The organism is Streptomyces sp. NPDC001513, from assembly GCF_042894695.1.
GTDB lineage: Bacteria > Actinomycetota > Actinomycetes > Streptomycetales > Streptomycetaceae > Streptomyces.
Genome location: NZ_JBIAVU010000009.1, coordinates 319,820 through 336,110, shown reverse-complemented (window position 1 = coordinate 336,110; position 16,291 = coordinate 319,820). Strand labels below are relative to the sequence as shown.

The window sequence follows — 16,291 nt, the reverse complement described above, 5'->3', positions numbered from 1 at the left end:
GCCTCCAGGGGGCCGCGGCCGTTCGGGTGGCTGGAGGACCGGCAGACCCTGCACCCGGTGGAGTCGGAGCTCGTCCGCAAGGCGATCGAGGACCGCATCGGGGGCTGTTCCATGGGGCAAGTGGTCCGAGAGTGGGCTGCGCTGGGGGTCACGGGAACGCGCGGCGGCCGCCCGAACCCGCAGACGGTCACGCAGATCATCACGGCGCCGAGGGTGTGCGGCTTCCGCGCCAACCGAGGTGATCTGCTGATCGATCCGGGCACGAAGAGGCCGCTGGTCGGAGCCTGGCAAACCATCGTCACAGCTGAGCAGTGGAGTGCTGTCTGCGCGACGTTTTCGGCCGGGAGCCTCTACATGCACCGGGGCCCGCTCAGTCCGCGACTGACCGACCGCAAAGCCGGTCCGAAATATCTCGCCGCCGGATTCCTGCGCTGTGGCGCGGAGCAGGCGGATGGGGCCAGGTGCGGTCAGCTCATGGGAGGCGGGAAAGGCGCCAGCCGGAGAAGCCCGTACAACTACATCTGTGCCTCGGGCCGCGGTTGTGGGCGGTGTGCCATCAGTGGACCTCTCGTCGAGGAGGCCATCGAGCGGCTGCTCTTTCCCGCAGGTGTGCCGGGCCGGGTCCGGCTGCCGGAGCCGATCCGGCTGCGATGGGAGTCGGGCGAGATGGGGTTCGAGGAGAAGCGGAAGGTGATCGCCTCGGTCTTCACCCACTTCGTGATCAAACCCGGAAGGAAGGGCTGCGGCACCTGGGACCACTCCCGTGTGGTTCCGGTATGGAAGTGGGCTGATCGCATCGGAACCGCCGAACCGGCGGCCTGATGGCCCCGTCATGGGCCACGCATCGGGCGGTGCGGCAGGATGGGATCATGCCGAATCGCCTCGCGAACGAGACCTCGCCGTACCTGCTCCAGCATGCCGACAATCCCGTCGACTGGTGGCCGTGGTCGCCCGAGGCCTTTGCCGAGGCGCGGGAGCGGGGGGTGCCCGTGCATCTCAGCGTCGGCTATTCGAGCTGCCACTGGTGTCATGTGTTCGAAGCCGAAAGCTTTACCGATGAACTAACCGCCGCCTACATGAACGAGCACTTCGTCAACATCAAGGTCGACCGCGAGGAGCGGCCCGATGTCGACGCCGTCTACATGGAGGCCGTGCAGGCCGCCACCGGGCAGGGTGGGTGGCCCATGACCGTGTTCCTCACCGCCGACGCCGAGCCGTTCTATTTCGGGACCTACTTCCCGCCCGAGCCCCGGCACGGGATGCCCTCCTTCATGCAGGTGCTCGAAGGGGTGCGGACCGCCTGGGTGGGGCGGCCCGAGGAGGTGGCCGAGGTGGCGCAGCGGATCGTACGGGACCTGGCCGGGCGGGAGTTGGACTACGGGAAGGCCGGCACCCCCGGGCCCGAGGAGCTCACGCAGGCGCTGCTCGGGCTGACGCGGGAGTACGACGCCGTGCGCGGCGGGTTCGGCGGGGCGCCGAAGTTCCCGCCGTCCATGGTGCTGGAGTTCCTGCTGCGCAACCACGCCCGTACCGGGTCCGAGGGTGCGCTGGAGATGGCCGCCGGCACGTGCGAGGCCATGGCCCGGGGCGGTATCTACGACCAGCTCGGCGGCGGGTTCGCGCGGTACTCCGTGGACCGGGAGTGGGTCGTCCCGCACTTCGAGAAGATGCTCTACGACAACGCCCTGCTCTGCCGGGTCTACGCGCACCTGTGGCGGGCCACCGGCTCGGACCTCGCGCGCCGGGTCGCGCTGGAGACCGCCGACTTCATGGTCCGCGAACTGCGCACCGACCAGGGCGGCTTCGCCTCCGCGCTCGACGCCGACAGTGAGGACCCGGTCAGCGGGGCGCACGTGGAGGGCGCGTACTACGCCTGGACGCCGGCGCAGTTGCGGGAGGTGCTGGGAGAGGACGACGGGGACCTGGCCGCCGCCTGCTTCGGGGTGACGGAGGAGGGCACCTTCGAGCACGGGAAGTCCGTGCTGCAACTGCCCCAGAACGGGCCCGTGGTGGAGGCGGGCAGGCTCGCCGGGATCAAGGAGCGGCTGCTGGCCGAGCGGGGCGGGCGGCCGGCGCCCGGCCGCGACGACAAGATCGTCGCCGCGTGGAACGGGCTGGCGATCGCCGCGCTCGCCGAGTGCGGGGCGTACTTCGAGCGGCCGGACCTGGTGGAGCGGGCGACCGAGGCCGCCGATCTGCTGGTGCGCGTGCACATGGACGGCAAGGCCCGGCTCGCCCGGACCAGCAAGGACGGTCACGTCGGACCGAACGCCGGCGTCCTGGAGGACTACGGCGACGTCGCGGAAGGCTTCCTCGCGCTGGCGTCCGTGACGGGCGAGGGCGTCTGGCTGGAATTCGCCGGGTTCCTCGTCGACCTGGTCCTGGATCAGTTCACCGCCGAGGACGGGTCGTTGTACGACACCGCGCACGACGCGGAGCGGCTCATCCGGCGCCCGCAGGATCCGACCGACACGGCCGCCCCGTCCGGCTGGACGGCCGCCGCGGGCGCGCTGCTCTCGTACGCCGCGCACACCGGGTCGGAGGCCCACCGGACGGCGGCCGAGCGGGCGCTCGGGGTGGTGCACGTGCTCGGTCCGCGGGTGCCGCGTTTCATCGGGCACGGGCTGTCGGTCGCCGAGGCGCTGCTGGACGGGCCGCGCGAGGTGGCGGTCGTCGGCCATCCGGAGGACCCTTCGTTCGCGGAGCTGCACCGGACGGCGTTGCTGGGGACGGCTCCTGGTGCGGTGGTGGCGGCGGGTCTGCCGCGTGCGGAGGACGGCAGCGGCGGTGAGTTCCCCCTTCTTGCCGAGCGCACACGCGTACGCGACCTTCCGACGGCGTATGTCTGTCGACATTTCGTCTGCGCGCGGCCTACGACGGATCCGGTCGAGCTGGCGGAGCAGTTGGGCACGGTTCGTCCCTGAAGGGGCCGGAGTACCGTCAATTCCGGTTGTCATACATCAGTTCAGAAACGTGCTATTTATCTGCGCTGCTCCTGACTGTCATGTTCACTGCCTAGTCTCGTGTCGTTGGTGAGTCACTCTGTTCGGGAGTCACCGGATGGCGCACTGGGGGGTGCGCGCAAGGGGGAAGCGGGAGCAGCGGGCCGGGGGGCCCGCCGTGCGCTCCCGGGGGGTTTGCTGATCGCCGCCGGGGGCGGCGGGTCTGTGGGGGACATTTTGTACACATCTGTGTTCATTGTTGTCATTTCGCTGGCGCTCTTCTGGATGGCCGCCTTCACGCTGTGGTGGCAGATGCACGCGTGGCGGACCCCCGAGGTACTCGCCTCCACCCGCTTCGACCGTCCCGACGGGGAGGGTCGCCTGGCCTTCTCGCTGCTGCTGCCCGCCCGCCACGAGCAGGCGGTGCTGGAGCACACCATCGACCGGCTCCTGGAGTCGAGCCACACCGACTACGAGATCATCGTGATCGTCGGGCACGACGACCCCGAGACCGCCGCCGTCGCCGAACGGGCCGCCGCCCGCGAGCCGGCCCGCGTACGGGTCGTCGTCGACCACCACGAGACGAAGAACAAGCCGAAGGCCCTCAACACCGCCCTGCCGTCCTGCCGCGGCGACATCGTCGGGGTCTTCGACGCCGAGGACCAGGTCCACCCCGAGCTGCTCGCCCACGTCGACCACGCCTTCCGCTCCACCGGCGCCGACGTGGTCCAGGGCGGGGTCCAGCTCATCAACTTCCACTCCAGCTGGTACAGCCTGCGCAATTGCCTGGAGTACTTCTTCTGGTTCCGCTCCCGGCTGCACCTGCACGCCGAGAAGGGCTTCATCCCGCTCGGCGGCAACACCGTCTTCGTCCGCACCGAGGTGCTGCGCGAGGCGGGCGGCTGGGACCAGGACTGCCTCGCCGAGGACTGCGACCTCGGGGTGCGGCTGTCGTCGGTCGGCAAGAAGGTGGTCGTCGCGTACGACTCCGACATGGTCACCCGCGAGGAGACGCCCGGCTCGCTGGTCAGCCTGCTCAAGCAGCGCACCCGCTGGAACCAGGGGTTCCTCCAGGTGTACCGGAAGAAGGACTGGCAGCAGCTGCCGGGGCGCGGGCAGCGCTGGCTGGCCCGCTACACGCTGATGACGCCGTTCATGCAGGCCGCGTCGGGTGTGATCATCCCGCTCAACTTCGCCGTCGCGGTCTTCCTCGACGTACCGGTCGGCATCGCGATCATCACCTTCCTCCCCATGATCACGGCGATGGTGACCTTCGTCTTCGAGATCGTCGGCCTGCACGACTTCGGCCGCCAGTACGGCCTGCGCGTCCGCTTCGTGCACTACGTCAAGCTCGTCGTCGGCGGCCCGTTCTACCAGGTGATGCTCGCGGGCGCGGCGATCCGCGCGGTCTGGCGCGAGCAGCGCGGCCGCAACGAGTGGGAGCTGACGAGCCACACCGGCGCCCACCTGACGGGGGCCACCGCCACCGCCACCGCGACCACGACCACCGCGACCGCCACCGCCGTGGTGTCCGCCTCCGCTTCCGCCGCGATCCGAGAGGACAGCCGCCAGTGACCGCCACCCTGCCCACGGCCACTGATCCCCAGCCCGAGACCGAGACCGAGACCGAGACCCTCACCGTCCCCGCGCAGCGCAGCCCCGCCGGGGGACTCGGCGTCCGCCCCGCCGCCCCCGTCCGGCCGCTCGTGCGGTTCCGCTCCTCCCGCCCCGACCTGCTGCTGTGCGCGGCGCTGCTGCTCGTGATCCTGCTCGTCCAGGGCTGGAACATCACCCACTTCCCGACGCTGAGCGACGACGAGGGCACCTACCTCGCCCAGGCGTGGGCCGTCCAGCAGGGCGACGGCCTCGCCCACTACACGTACTGGTACGACCATCCGCCGCTCGGCTGGATCCAGGTCGCGGGCCTGACGTACCTGCCGTCCCTCTTCGTGCCCGACTCGATGACCGTGGCGTCGATGCGGTGCGCGATGCTCGCCGTCTCCGCCGCCAGTTCGGTGCTGATGTACGTCCTCGCGCGCCGGCTGTGGCTGCCGCGCTGGGCGGCCGGGCTGGCGATGGCGCTCTTCGGGCTGTCCCCGCTCTCCGTCGTCCTCCAGCGCGAGATCTTCCTCGACAACCTCGCCGTGATGTGGATGCTGCTGGCGTTCTGCCTCGCCGCGTCACCGAGCCGGCACCTGTGGCACCACTTCGGGTCCGGGCTGGCGGCCGCCACCGCCGTCCTGACCAAGGAGACGATGCTGGTGGTGCTCCCGGCGCTGCTGGTGACGATGTGGCGCCACAGTCACCGCGACACCCGCAAGTTCGCCGTCACCGGAGCCATCACCGCCTGCGCGCTGATCGGGCTCTCGTACCCGCTGTACGCCCTCCTCAACAGCGAGCTGCTGCCCGGCTCCGGGCACGTCTCGCTGATCGACGGCATCACCTACCAGATGAGCCGCCCGGGTTCCGGCTTCATCCTCGACGCCGGGACCGGCTCGAACGGCGTGCTGCGGTCCTGGCTGTACTACGACACCGTCCTGCCGCTCGGCGGCCTGGCCGGCGCCGTGCTGCTGCTGGCCACCTTCCGCTGGTCCGTCACCGCCCGGGCGCTGGCCGGCCCGGCGCTCGCCGCCGTCATCCTCGCCGTCGTCGCGATGCGGCCCTCCGGCTACCTCCCGGCGATGTACGTGATCCAGGCACTGCCGTTCCTCGCGCTCGTCCTCGCCGGGGGCGCGGCGAGCGTCACGCACGCCGTGCTGCGCCGCCGGCGCGGCCCGGGGGAGCGCGGGGCGCAGGTGTGGCTGCGCCGGGGGGTGCTCGGCGTACTCGCCGTGTCCGCCGCGGTGTACGTGCTGCCGCGCTGGTACGACGGCAACCGCACGGCGCTCACCGTCGACGCGAACGCCCCGTACCGGCAGGCCGCGGCCTGGCTCGGCAGCGAGGTCGAGGATCCGGCGCGGACCCGGGTGCTGCTCGACGACGCGCTGTGGCTGGACGCCGTGCACCACGGCTTCGAGCCGGGCCCGGGCGCCATCTGGTTCTACAAGGCCGACCTCGACCCCGCCGTCACCAAGACCCTGCCGCGCGGCTGGCAGGACATCGACTACGTGGTCTCCTCGCCCACGGTGCGCCGCGACGCGGTGGACCTGCCCACGGTGAAAGCCGCGCTGGAGCATTCGAGCGTGGTGGCCGTCTTCGGGTCGGGCGAGGACCGCATCGAGATCCGCCGGACCGACCGGCCCGACCGGATCGGCGGGACCGGCAGCGCCGCCGGGACCGACCGCGCCGGCCGTGCCGACCGTACGAGTGGGAGCTGAGCCACCATGAGCGAGGACCTGTGGTCCCTCCATGCCCCGATCGATGCGGAGCTTGCCGCTCCGCAGGCCCTGACCGGCAGCGTCACCCTCATCGTCCCCACCTTCAACGAGTCGGGGAACGTGGCCGAGTTGCTGCGCCGGCTCGGTGACGCGCTCCCCGACCACCTGCCCTGCGCCGTGCTGTTCGTGGACGACTCCACGGACGACACCCCCGCCGCCATCGAGAAGGCCGCCGCCGACCATCCGTTCCCGGTCTCCGTCCTGCACCGGGAGGTGGCCGAGGGCGGCCTCGGCGGCGCCGTCGTCGAGGGGGTGAAGCGGGCGGACACCGACTGGATCGTCGTCATGGACGCCGACCTCCAGCACCCGCCCCATCTGGTGCCCGAGCTCGTCGGCGAGGGCGAGCGCACCGGCGCGGACCTCGTCGTCGCCTCCCGCTACATCGCCGGCGGCAGCCGGGCCGGACTCGCCGGGAGCTACCGGATCGCCGTCTCCCGCGGGGCGACCTGGCTGACCAAGGGGCTCTTCCCGCGGGCGCTGCGCGGGATCAGTGATCCGATGAGCGGCTTCTTCGCGATGCGCCGCTCGGCCGTCACCGCGGACGCGCTGAAGCCGCTCGGCTACAAGATCCTGCTGGAGCTGGCGGTGCGCTGCCGTCCGCGCAAGGTCGCCGAGGTGCCGTTCGTCTTCCAGGACCGCTTCTCGGGGGAGTCCAAGTCCACCGCACGCGAGGGCATGCGCTTCCTCGCCCACCTCGCCTCGCTGCGCTCCGCGACCCCGCTGGCCCGCATGGTCGGTTTCGGGCTGATCGGGCTCTCCGGTTTCGTTCCGAACCTGGGCGCGCTGTGGCTGCTCACGCACGCGGGGATGCACTACCTCCCCGCCGAGATCGTCGCCAACCAGGCGGGGGTGCTGTGGAACTTCCTCCTCATCGAGACCCTGCTCTTCCGTGACCGGCGCCGGCACCGCCACTGGGCGGACCGGGTGGGGCGTTTCGCCCTGCTGGCCAATGCCGATCTGCTGCTGCGGATCCCGTTGATCGCGGTGTTCGTCGCGCGGTTCGGGATGGAGGTGCTGCCGGCCACCGCTCTCGCGCTGGTCACCACCTTCGTCCTGCGGTTCGCGGCCACCGAGGCCCTGGTCTATCTGCCGCGCCGCTCGCGTACGCCGCGCACCCCCAGCACCCCGAGCACCCCGGGCGCCCCGCCCAAGGCGGGCCGCCACTCCAGGAGTTGAGCCGCACAGAAGGGATCCTTTCCATGCGTCTGACGATCCGGCGGAGGGCCGGGCGGCGGGCCGCCCTGCTCGCCGTCGGGGCGATGACCGCGGGCCTGCTGCTCACCGCACCGCAGCAGGCCACGGCCGGTCCGCCCAATCTGCTCTCCAATCCCGGCTTCGAGACGGCCGGTCCGGCCGGCGCCGACATGCCGTCCTGCTGGTCCAAGTCCGGCTGGGGCGACAACGACTTCACCTTCGCCACCGTGGCCGAGGCGCACACCGGCACCAAGGCGATGAAGGTCTCCCTCACGCGCCGCGTGGACGGCGACCGCAAGGCCCTGGTCACCGAGAACAGCACGTGCGCCCCGACCGTCACGCCGGGGAAGCAGTACGACCTGTCCGCCTGGTACAAGTCGAACACCCCGGACGTGTCGGTGACGGTGTTCCGCCGGGACACGACGGCCGGCTGGCAGTACTGGACCGACCTGCAGAATCCGCCCGTCAGCGCCGCCTGGGCGCGTACGGAGGTCCGTACGCCGGCCGTGCCGCCCAACACCGACAAGATCGCGTGGGGGCTGTCGGTCTACGGGGTGGGCACGCTCACCACCGACGACTACACGCTGGAGGAGGTGGGCGCGGCGCCGCCGCAGCCGGTCTGCTCGGGTACGGCGGAGGAGTGCGCCAAGGGCAAGTGGGAGGTGATCCCGGCCAAGAATCCGGTGCGTTCGATGCACGCCGTCGTCCTGAAGAACGGCAAGGTGCTGCTGATCGCCGGGTCGGGCAACGACATCGCCCAGTTCAACGCGGGCACCTTCACCTCGGCCGTCTACAACCCGGCGAACGGCACCTTCAAGACGGTCCCGACGCCGGTGGACATGTTCTGCGCGGGCCACGTGCAGCTGGCGGACGGCCGGGTGCTGGTGATGAGCGGCAACAAGGGGTACCCGTCCGCCGACGGCACGATCGGCTACCAGGGGCTGAAGGACAGCTACGTCTTCGACCCGGCGACCGAGGCCTACACGAAGACGAACGACATGAACGGCGGGCACTGGTACCCGTCGGCGACGGTCCTCGGCAACGGCGACGTGATCTCCTTCGGCGGGCTGAAGGAGGACTCCACAGGCAACGTGACCGCGGAGAAGTTCTCGGCGGCGCAGAACAAGTGGCTGCCGATGAACGAGGTCAACCAGACCTGGTCCTACTGGGGCCTGTACCCGTCGATGATCCTCATGCAGGACGGGCGGCTCTTCTACTCGGGCAGCCACACCTTCGGCAACGGCACCCCGGGCACCGGCGCCTCGATCTACAACTACGACGCCAACACCATCACCGACGTGCCGGGACTGCGGAACAAGGACCAGCGCGACGAGTCGGCGAGCGTGCTGCTGCCCCCGGCGCAGGACCAGCGGGTCCTGACCATCGGCGGCGGCAACAACGAGACCAACCCGGCCGCGAACCGGATCACCGACATCATCGACCTGAAGAAGCCGAGCCCCGCCTACACGGCCGGCCCGGACCTCCCGCAGGGGCTGGTCGACACGGGCACGGGCAAGCGGCCGCAGACCGGGGCCGAGGGCAAGATGTACGTGTCGGCGGTGCTGCTCCCGGACGGCAAGGTGCTGGAGACCGGCGGCGGGCTGCACGACCGGGCCGACCCGGTCTTCGAGGCCTCCTTCTTCGACCCGACGACCAACACCTACCAGCCGGGCCTCGCCACCGACCCGATCCCGCGGACCTACCACTCGGCGTCGTTCCTGATGCCGGACGGCCGGGTCATGTCGGTCGGCGACAACCCGGGCAACGGCACGTACAACCACAACGTGTCGATCTACACCCCGCCCTACCTGTTCAAGGGCGCCCGCCCGCAGATCACCTCGGTGATCGACACGCAGTGGGTGTACGGGGACACGCAGCGGATCACCGTCAACCGCCCGGTGGCCAAGGCGGAGCTGATCCGTCCCGCGGCGGTCACCCACTCCTCGGACCCCAACCAGCGGTTCGTGGACCTGCCGATGACCGTCAACGGGAACAACATCGACCTCAACGTGACGAGCAACCCCAACCTGGCGCCGCCCGGCTGGTACATGCTCTTCGCGGTCGACGCGAACGGCATCCCGTCCATCGCCACCTGGGTGCACCTGGGCGGCCCGTCGGCCCTGGCGGCCACCCAGGAGCAGCCGTCCGCGCACGAGCACTCCTTCGCGGACAAGCTCGGCCCGGCCAAGCAGAACCCGGCCAAGCGGGACTCCGTACCGGTCGCGCCCAGCGTGGCCGGCTGCGACCGGCACTACGGGACGGCCAACGTGTGCGTGCCGACCCGCTTCCCGGCCGAGGTGAAGGACACGTCCAAGGCCCGCTGTGACTGGCTGGCCTCCCACCAGTACCCGAAGCGCCTGAAGGTCAACGGCAGCGACCCGCTGCGCCTGGACCCCGACCGCGACGGCTACGCCTGCTGAACCTAACGGAAAGGGGCCCGGCCGCGAGCGCGCGGCCGGGCCCCTTCCCCCACCGTCAGTGCGAGTACGCGGCCAGCGAGATCCCGACGTAGTGGGCGACGAAGGCGGCCAGGGTCAGCGAGTGGAAGACCTCGTGGAAGCCGAAGAAGCGGGGGGAGGGGTTGGGCCGCTTCATGCCGTAGATGACCCCGCCCACGCTGTAGAGGAGGCCGCCGACGATCACCAGGACCAGGACGGCGATGCCGCCGGTGCGCATGAAGTCGGGGAGGAAGAAGACCGCGGCCCAGCCCATGGCGATGTAGCAGGGGGTGTAGAGCCAGCGCGGGGCGCCGACCCAGAAGACGCGGAAGGCGATGCCGGCGGCGGCCGCGATCCACACCGCCCACAGCAGGGTCCGTCCCGTGGAGGGCGGGAGCAGCAGGACGGTCAGCGGGGTGTAGGTGCCCGCGATGATCAGGAAGATGTTGGCGTGGTCGAGCCGGCGCAGGATGGCCTCGCCGCGCGGCCCCCAGGTGCCGCGGTGGTAGACCGCGCTCACGCCGAAGAGCAGGCAGGCCGTGAGGATGTAGACCCCGCAGGCCACCCGTGCCCGAGTCGAGTCGGTGAAGGCCATGAGCACCAGGCCGGCGACGACCACGGCGGGAAACATCCCGAGGTGCAGCCAGCCGCGCATGAGCGGCTTTTCCTCCAGGGCGGTCTCGACCGCCTCCAGGGCCTCGACTACCGGTGTGGCCTCGGCGGCCGGGACGGCGGCGGGGTCAGAAGTCATGGGCGCCATGCTACCTACGGGACCGTAGGTTTCCGTCAGTCGTCTTTACGGAAGATTGACGGACGTGGCAATGCTCACGTGAGAGGCCCTCTGGACATATGCGCACATCCACCGGATGATCAGATGAGTGCGGTCGGCACCGGATGAGCGGAGCGCGAAGCGTCCGGGTCGCAGCCCCCACGGGGCAAACACCAAACACACCCCTCAACAAGGAGCAATCGTGGCGCGCGACAACGCGGCTCCCACCGTCCCGACGACCCACCAGGAGTTGATCTCCTGGGTGGACGAGATCGCAGCGATCACCCAGCCCGACAGGGTCGTCTGGTGTGACGGCTCCGAGGCCGAGTACGAGCGCCTGTGCGGGGAGCTCGTCGCCAAGGGAACGTTCAAGAAGCTCGACGAGGCGAAGCGCCCGAACTCGTACTACGCGGCCTCCGACCCCTCCGACGTCGCGCGCGTCGAGGACCGGACCTTCATCTGCTCCGAGAAGGAGGAGGACGCGGGCCCGACCAACCACTGGAAGGCTCCTTCCGAGATGAAGGAGATCTTCGCAGGGGAGCAGGGTATCTTCCGCGGCTCCATGAAGGGCCGGACGATGTACGTCGTCCCCTTCTGCATGGGCCCCCTCGGCTCCGAGCTCTCCGCGATCGGCGTCGAGATCACCGACTCCGCCTACGTCGCCGTCGCCATGCGCACCATGACCCGCATGGGCAAGGCCGTCCTCGACGAGCTCGGCACCGACGGTTTCTTCGTCAAGGCCGTCCACACCCTCGGCGCTCCGCTCGCCGAGGGCCAGGCGGACGTGCCGTGGCCGTGCAACACCACCAAGTACATCTCGCACTTCCCGGAGACCCGCGAGATCTGGTCCTACGGATCCGGCTACGGCGGCAACGCCCTGCTCGGCAAGAAGTGCTACGCCCTGCGCATCGCGTCCGTCATGGCCCGCGACGAGGGCTGGCTCGCCGAGCACATGCTGATCCTCAAGCTCACCCCGCCGCAGGGTGAGGCCACGTACGTCGCGGCGGCCTTCCCGTCCGCCTGCGGCAAGACCAACCTGGCCATGCTGGAGCCCACGATCCCCGGCTGGACCGTCGAGACCATCGGCGACGACATCGCCTGGATGCGCTTCGGCGAGGACGGTCGCCTCTACGCGATCAACCCCGAGGCCGGCTTCTTCGGCGTCGCGCCCGGCACCGGCGAGCACACCAACGCCAACGCCATGAAGACCATGTACGCGAACACCGTCTTCACCAACGTCGCGCTCACCGACGACGGCGACGTGTGGTGGGAGGGCATGACCGAAGAGGCGCCCAAGCACCTCATCGACTGGAAGGGCAACGACTGGACTCCGGATTCGGAGACCCCCGCCGCCCACCCCAACGCCCGCTTCGCCGTCCCGGCCTCCCAGTGCCCGACGATCGCCCCCGAGTGGGAGGACCCCAAGGGCGTCCCGATCTCCGCGATCCTCTTCGGCGGCCGCCGCGCTTCCGCCGTGCCGCTGGTCACCGAGTCCTTCGACTGGAACCACGGCGTCTTCATCGGCTCGAACATCGCCTCCGAGAAGACCGCCGCCGCCGAGGGCAAGGTCGGCGAGCTGCGCCGCGACCCCTTCGCCATGCTGCCGTTCTGCGGCTACAACATGGGCGACTACATGGCCCACTGGGTCAAGGTCGCCGCCGACAAGGACCAGGCGAAGCTCCCGAAGATCTACTACGTGAACTGGTTCCGCAAGAACGACGCGGGCAAGTTCGTGTGGCCCGGCTTCGGCGAGAACAGCCGCGTCCTGAAGTGGATCGTCGAGCGCCTCGAAGGCACCGCCGAGGGCGTCGAGACCCCCATCGGCATCCTGCCGACCAAGGACTCCCTCGACCTCGACGGCCTGGACCTGCCGGCCGCCGACCTCGACTTCCTCCTCACGGTCGACAAGGAGGTCTGGCGCGAGGAGGCCGCCCTGGTCCCCGAGCACCTGAACACCTACGGCGACCACACGCCGAAGGAACTGTGGGACCAGTACCACGCGCTCGTCGAGCGCCTGGGCTGAGCCCGAGCCCGATAGCGGGCCAATGAACGTGGGAGCCCCCGACCAAGCGGCGCCCACCGCTGTGGGAGCCCCCGACCAAGCGGTTCCCACCGCTGCACCGGCCTGTCTTCAGGAGCGTCCGCGCTCCTCCAGATAGGCCGTGTGCGTCTGCTGACGGCGGGCCTCTGCTTCGCGGAGGTCCGCCGTCACGCTTTCCGCCTCCTCGAACAGCAGGTCCAGCTGCCGCTCCAGATGGCGTTCCGGGGACTCCCCGCCCGGCGTCAGCCGGTTCCACCAGCGGGTCCGGTTGTACGTGTCCACGCACTCCGGCACGTCCCGCCGGATCGCCCGCGACAGCGCGTGCACCGCCTCCGGCTCGGTGACCAGGACCTCGGCCACCCACCCCGGCTCCAGCAGCGCCCCGTACAGCTCCAGCAGCCCGGCCCGCCGGCTCCCGGCCGCCTCCGGCAGCTCCACCTCGGCCAGGTACTCCCGCAGCCGCGCGAAGTCCTCGCGCAGTACGTCGAGTTCCTCACTCGGGTCGAACGGCGGCGGCGCCACCCGCTCCGGCGGGGCGATCAGCGCGCCCGCCCCGTACAGCCCGGCCACCACCACCGGCCAGTACGCGCCGCCGGCCGCCCCGGCGAGGGTGAGGCCGAGGCCCACCACGCCACAGGCGGAGCCGGCCAGGTTCTTCCTCGACTCCAGGTAGCCGAGCACCCGGCCGACCGCCCCGCCGCCCCGGCGGCCGCCCCTACTGGTAGCCACGGATCTCCTCGAAGGCTCCGGCCAGCGAACGGTTGCCGCCCGTGGCGTCGAAGAGCCGCCCGCCGGTCAGTTCCGTGATGTGGGTGAGCTCCTTGCGGTCCGAGTCCCCGAACAGCACCGCGAAGACCGGCGTCTGCTTCTGCGCCTCGGGCAGGGCCGCGTAGAAGGAGTCGAAGTGCTTGGCCCCGACGCCCTCGGTGTTCTCCCCGTCCGTCATCAGCACGATCGAGGTGAACGCGTCCGCGCCGCCCTTGCCGAGGTGCTGGTAGGCCGCCTCCAGGCTGCCGTAGACCGCCGTGCCGCCGTCCGGCTCCAGCGCCTTCACGTCGCCGCGGATCGCGTCCAGCGCCGGCCCCGGATTGCCGGGCTCGACCACGTGCGTCAGCACCTTCTTCACCTTGGAACCGAAGGGCAGCAACGTCACCTCCTCACGGTCCCGGAACCGCTGCCCCGTGCCCGAACTCCCGCTGCCCGTCAGATCGGTGAGCGCCGACTTCAGCCGCCCGATGCGGTCCTCCTCGCTCATCGAACCCGAGGTGTCCAGCACGTACACCGTCCGTGAGGGCCGGCGCAGCTCGTTCTCGTACGAGGCCAGCAGCCCGTCCGCGACCGAACGCGAGCCGGGGAAGGGCAGCTCGTGCCGCTTCTCCGGGTCCAGCCCGGCGGCCGGCGTCACCCCGGCCGCGACCGGCCGGCGGAAGGTCTGCTCGGTGATCGCCTTCTGCGCCTCGGGGCCGCGCAGGTAGTCCGTCAGCGCCCGCCCCGCATCACGCGCCCCCTCCGGGGCCGAGGTCAGCAGGGTCAGCGGGTAGTGCGCGGTGACCACGCCGTCGCGCGGCCGGATCACCGTCAGCGGCGCCTTCACGTCCTTCGCGTCCCGGTTCATGGACAGCAGCACCGACTCGTAGTTCACCAGCGCGTCCACGTCACCCCGCTTGCCGTACGCGGTCGCCAGCCAGCCGGAGGAGCCCGAGGTCAGCTTCTGCCCCGCGAAGAACTCCTTCAGCTTGGGCTGGGCCGTCTTCACGTCCGCGTCGCTCAGCGCCGCCTGCGCGCCCGACAGCCCCGAAGCCACCGAGACCAGCGCGGAGAAACCGGAATTGGAGCGCACCGGGTCCGTCATCCCGTACGTCAGCTTCCCGCCGGCCACCGCCTCGTGCACCGCCGACCAGGTCACCTCGCCGGGCTTCCAGCCCAGCCGGGCCAGCGCCTCCGGCTTCACGCCGATCGCCACCGGCGAGGACATCACCGGGGTCTCGCTGGACAGCTTCCCGACGGCCTCGGGCCGCAGCCGCAGGTAGTCGTTGGAGGACAGCCAGATCGCGTCGTACTTCCCGTCGGCCTTCCCCGAGGCGATCTGCTCGACCGCGTCGAGCGTCCCGGACGAGGTCAGCTCGACGCTCACCCCGGTGGCCGCCTTCGCCGACTTCAGCACGGACTCCATGTCGGAGAGCTCACTGGAGGCCAGCACCCGCAGGTGGCCCTCCTTGTACTTCGACTCCGCGGGCTCGGCCGGGCCCTCGGAGGTGCAGGCCGTCGCCGTGGCGAGCGTGGCCAGTGCGACCAGCGCACCGATCCAGCCCCGCCTCCCCGGCCTCCCCCGCATCACCGGGCACCGCCTTCGAGCGCACTGGCGGTACGGGTACGGGCCAGGTACGCCGAGGCGGTCCGCAGCTCCCCGGCCAGGGACTCCACCGTCGCCGCCATGTTCTCCGTGGCCTGCACCTTGAAGGTGTCGATCGCGTCGAGCGTCTTGTGGATCTGGGCGAAGGCCGTCCGCAGCGTCTCCGCCCCCACCGCCGGATCGGCCGCGATCCGCTGGATCTCGCCGCTCTGCGTGGACAGCATCTCCGCATTGCCCCGTATCAGGTCCTCGGTGGTCCCCTTCAGGGCGTTGACCTGCTCGATCACCTTGCGCTGGTTGTCGAGCGCCGCGGCCAGCACGACCGCGATCCGCAGCGCCGAGACGGTGGTGGTGGCCGCCCGGTCGACGCCCTTGATCAGCTCGTCGTTGTTGCGCCGGACCACGTCCATCGCCAGGTAGCCCTGCGCGCAGACGGCCAGCTGCGTCAGCAGGTCCTGGTGCTTCTGCCGGACCGGGAACAGCACGTCCGAGCGCAGCGCGTCGGCCCCCTGCGGGTCGGTGTGCTCCGCCTCGGCGATCCGCTGCTCGACGGCCCCGTCCAGGGCCTCGGTCAGGACCGCGTACTCCTGGAGCTTGCCCATGGTCTCCCACAGGCGGGCCCGCTCGGTGTGCAGGGCCGCGTTGTCGCGGCGCAGCTCGTCCTGGCCGCTGCGCAGCGAGCCCACGATCTTGTTGAGGGTGGCCTGCGAGGAGGCGTACTTCGCCACGTGGTCGCGGAACCTGTTGCCGCCCGGCAGCTTCGCGAGCAGTTTGCCGAGCCCCTTGCCGGGGGTGTCCCGCGGGTCGAGGTCCTCGACGGTGCGGCGCAGTTCGACGAGGGAGCCGGCGACGCGGGCCTGGGCGTCGCCGCCGCCGTCCGCGCCGAGGGAGCGTACGGTCCGCTCCAGCATCCGGTTGGACTGCTGGGCGGCGCTGCGGATGTCGGCCGCGCCGAGCCCGGCTATCTCGCCGATGCGGTGGGCGAACTCGGGGGAGCGGGTGTCGATCCCGGCGAGCGAGCCCACGTACTCCCCGGCCCGGCGGGCCATCTCGTCGCGTACGCCGTCCTGCAGCGGGACCAGCCCGGCGGCCTGTTCGCGGCGGACGGGCGGGACCGGCTCCGGCGCGCTGAGGACGAACGTGCCGTCCTCGGGTGGTGTCAGTGTCATGGTGTGGG

11 protein-coding genes are annotated in these 16,291 nt (G+C 70.9%); 7 read left to right on the top strand and 4 right to left on the bottom strand.

Annotated elements, in window-relative coordinates:
- Positions 1-57 precede the first annotated feature (57 nt).
- From ACFYZ4_RS22215 to ACFYZ4_RS22190, 6 genes are all read left to right on the top strand, one after another.
- Entirely contained in the window at positions 58-822 is a 765-nt protein-coding gene (locus ACFYZ4_RS22215) for a recombinase family protein (RefSeq protein ID WP_390784627.1), read from the top strand.
- A gap of 47 nt (positions 823-869) precedes the next feature.
- Positions 870-2,924, top strand: a complete 2,055-nt coding sequence (locus ACFYZ4_RS22210) for a thioredoxin domain-containing protein (protein WP_390784626.1) — start codon at positions 870-872, stop codon at positions 2,922-2,924.
- Positions 2,925-3,179: 255 nt separating this feature from the next.
- Entirely contained in the window at positions 3,180-4,517 is a 1,338-nt protein-coding gene (locus ACFYZ4_RS22205; RefSeq protein ID WP_351299408.1) for a glycosyltransferase, read from the top strand.
- The gene (locus ACFYZ4_RS22200; RefSeq protein WP_390784625.1) at positions 4,514-6,259 is read left to right on the top strand and encodes an ArnT family glycosyltransferase; all 1,746 of its coding nucleotides are present in this window, start codon (positions 4,514-4,516) and stop codon (positions 6,257-6,259) included. The genes ACFYZ4_RS22205 and ACFYZ4_RS22200 overlap by 4 nt, the downstream gene beginning before the upstream one ends.
- A 6-nt stretch (positions 6,260-6,265) precedes the next feature.
- Positions 6,266-7,495: a glycosyltransferase family 2 protein gene (locus ACFYZ4_RS22195; protein ID WP_351299405.1), complete on the top strand. Its 1,230-nt coding sequence runs from the start codon at positions 6,266-6,268 to the stop codon at positions 7,493-7,495.
- 23 nt (positions 7,496-7,518) lie between these two features.
- Positions 7,519-9,933 (top strand): galactose oxidase-like domain-containing protein, encoded by a 2,415-nt coding sequence (locus ACFYZ4_RS22190; RefSeq protein WP_390784624.1) that lies wholly within the window; start codon positions 7,519-7,521, stop codon positions 9,931-9,933.
- A gap of 55 nt (positions 9,934-9,988) precedes the next feature.
- Here ACFYZ4_RS22190 and ACFYZ4_RS22185 read toward each other — a convergent pair whose 3' ends face one another.
- Positions 9,989-10,606 carry a hemolysin III family protein gene (locus ACFYZ4_RS22185; protein WP_351289591.1) on the bottom strand — a complete coding sequence of 206 codons (618 nt, stop codon included), beginning with the start codon at positions 10,604-10,606 and terminating at the stop codon, positions 9,989-9,991.
- Between the two features lie 316 nt (positions 10,607-10,922).
- Here ACFYZ4_RS22185 and ACFYZ4_RS22180 point away from each other — a divergent pair, with 316 nt between their 5' ends.
- Complete coding sequence (locus ACFYZ4_RS22180; RefSeq protein ID WP_351289583.1) at positions 10,923-12,743, top strand: phosphoenolpyruvate carboxykinase (GTP); 1,821 nt, start codon at positions 10,923-10,925, stop codon at positions 12,741-12,743.
- A 108-nt stretch (positions 12,744-12,851) separates the two neighbouring features.
- Here the strand turns inward: ACFYZ4_RS22180 and ACFYZ4_RS22175 are convergent, their stop codons facing one another.
- Genes ACFYZ4_RS22175 through ACFYZ4_RS22165 form a run of 3 tightly spaced genes read right to left on the bottom strand, consistent with a single transcriptional unit; the run spans position 12,852 to position 16,283 of the window.
- Positions 12,852-13,490, bottom strand: coding sequence for a hypothetical protein (locus ACFYZ4_RS22175; RefSeq protein ID WP_390784623.1), 639 nt, complete (start codon positions 13,488-13,490; stop codon positions 12,852-12,854).
- The gene (locus tag ACFYZ4_RS22170) at positions 13,477-15,096 is read right to left on the bottom strand and encodes a substrate-binding domain-containing protein (RefSeq protein WP_384342295.1); all 1,620 of its coding nucleotides are present in this window, start codon (positions 15,094-15,096) and stop codon (positions 13,477-13,479) included. The genes ACFYZ4_RS22175 and ACFYZ4_RS22170 overlap by 14 nt, the downstream gene beginning before the upstream one ends.
- Positions 15,096-16,283, bottom strand: a complete 1,188-nt coding sequence (locus tag ACFYZ4_RS22165) for a toxic anion resistance protein (protein WP_390784622.1) — start codon at positions 16,281-16,283, stop codon at positions 15,096-15,098. The genes ACFYZ4_RS22170 and ACFYZ4_RS22165 overlap by 1 nt, the downstream gene beginning before the upstream one ends.
- Positions 16,284-16,291 lie beyond the last annotated feature (8 nt).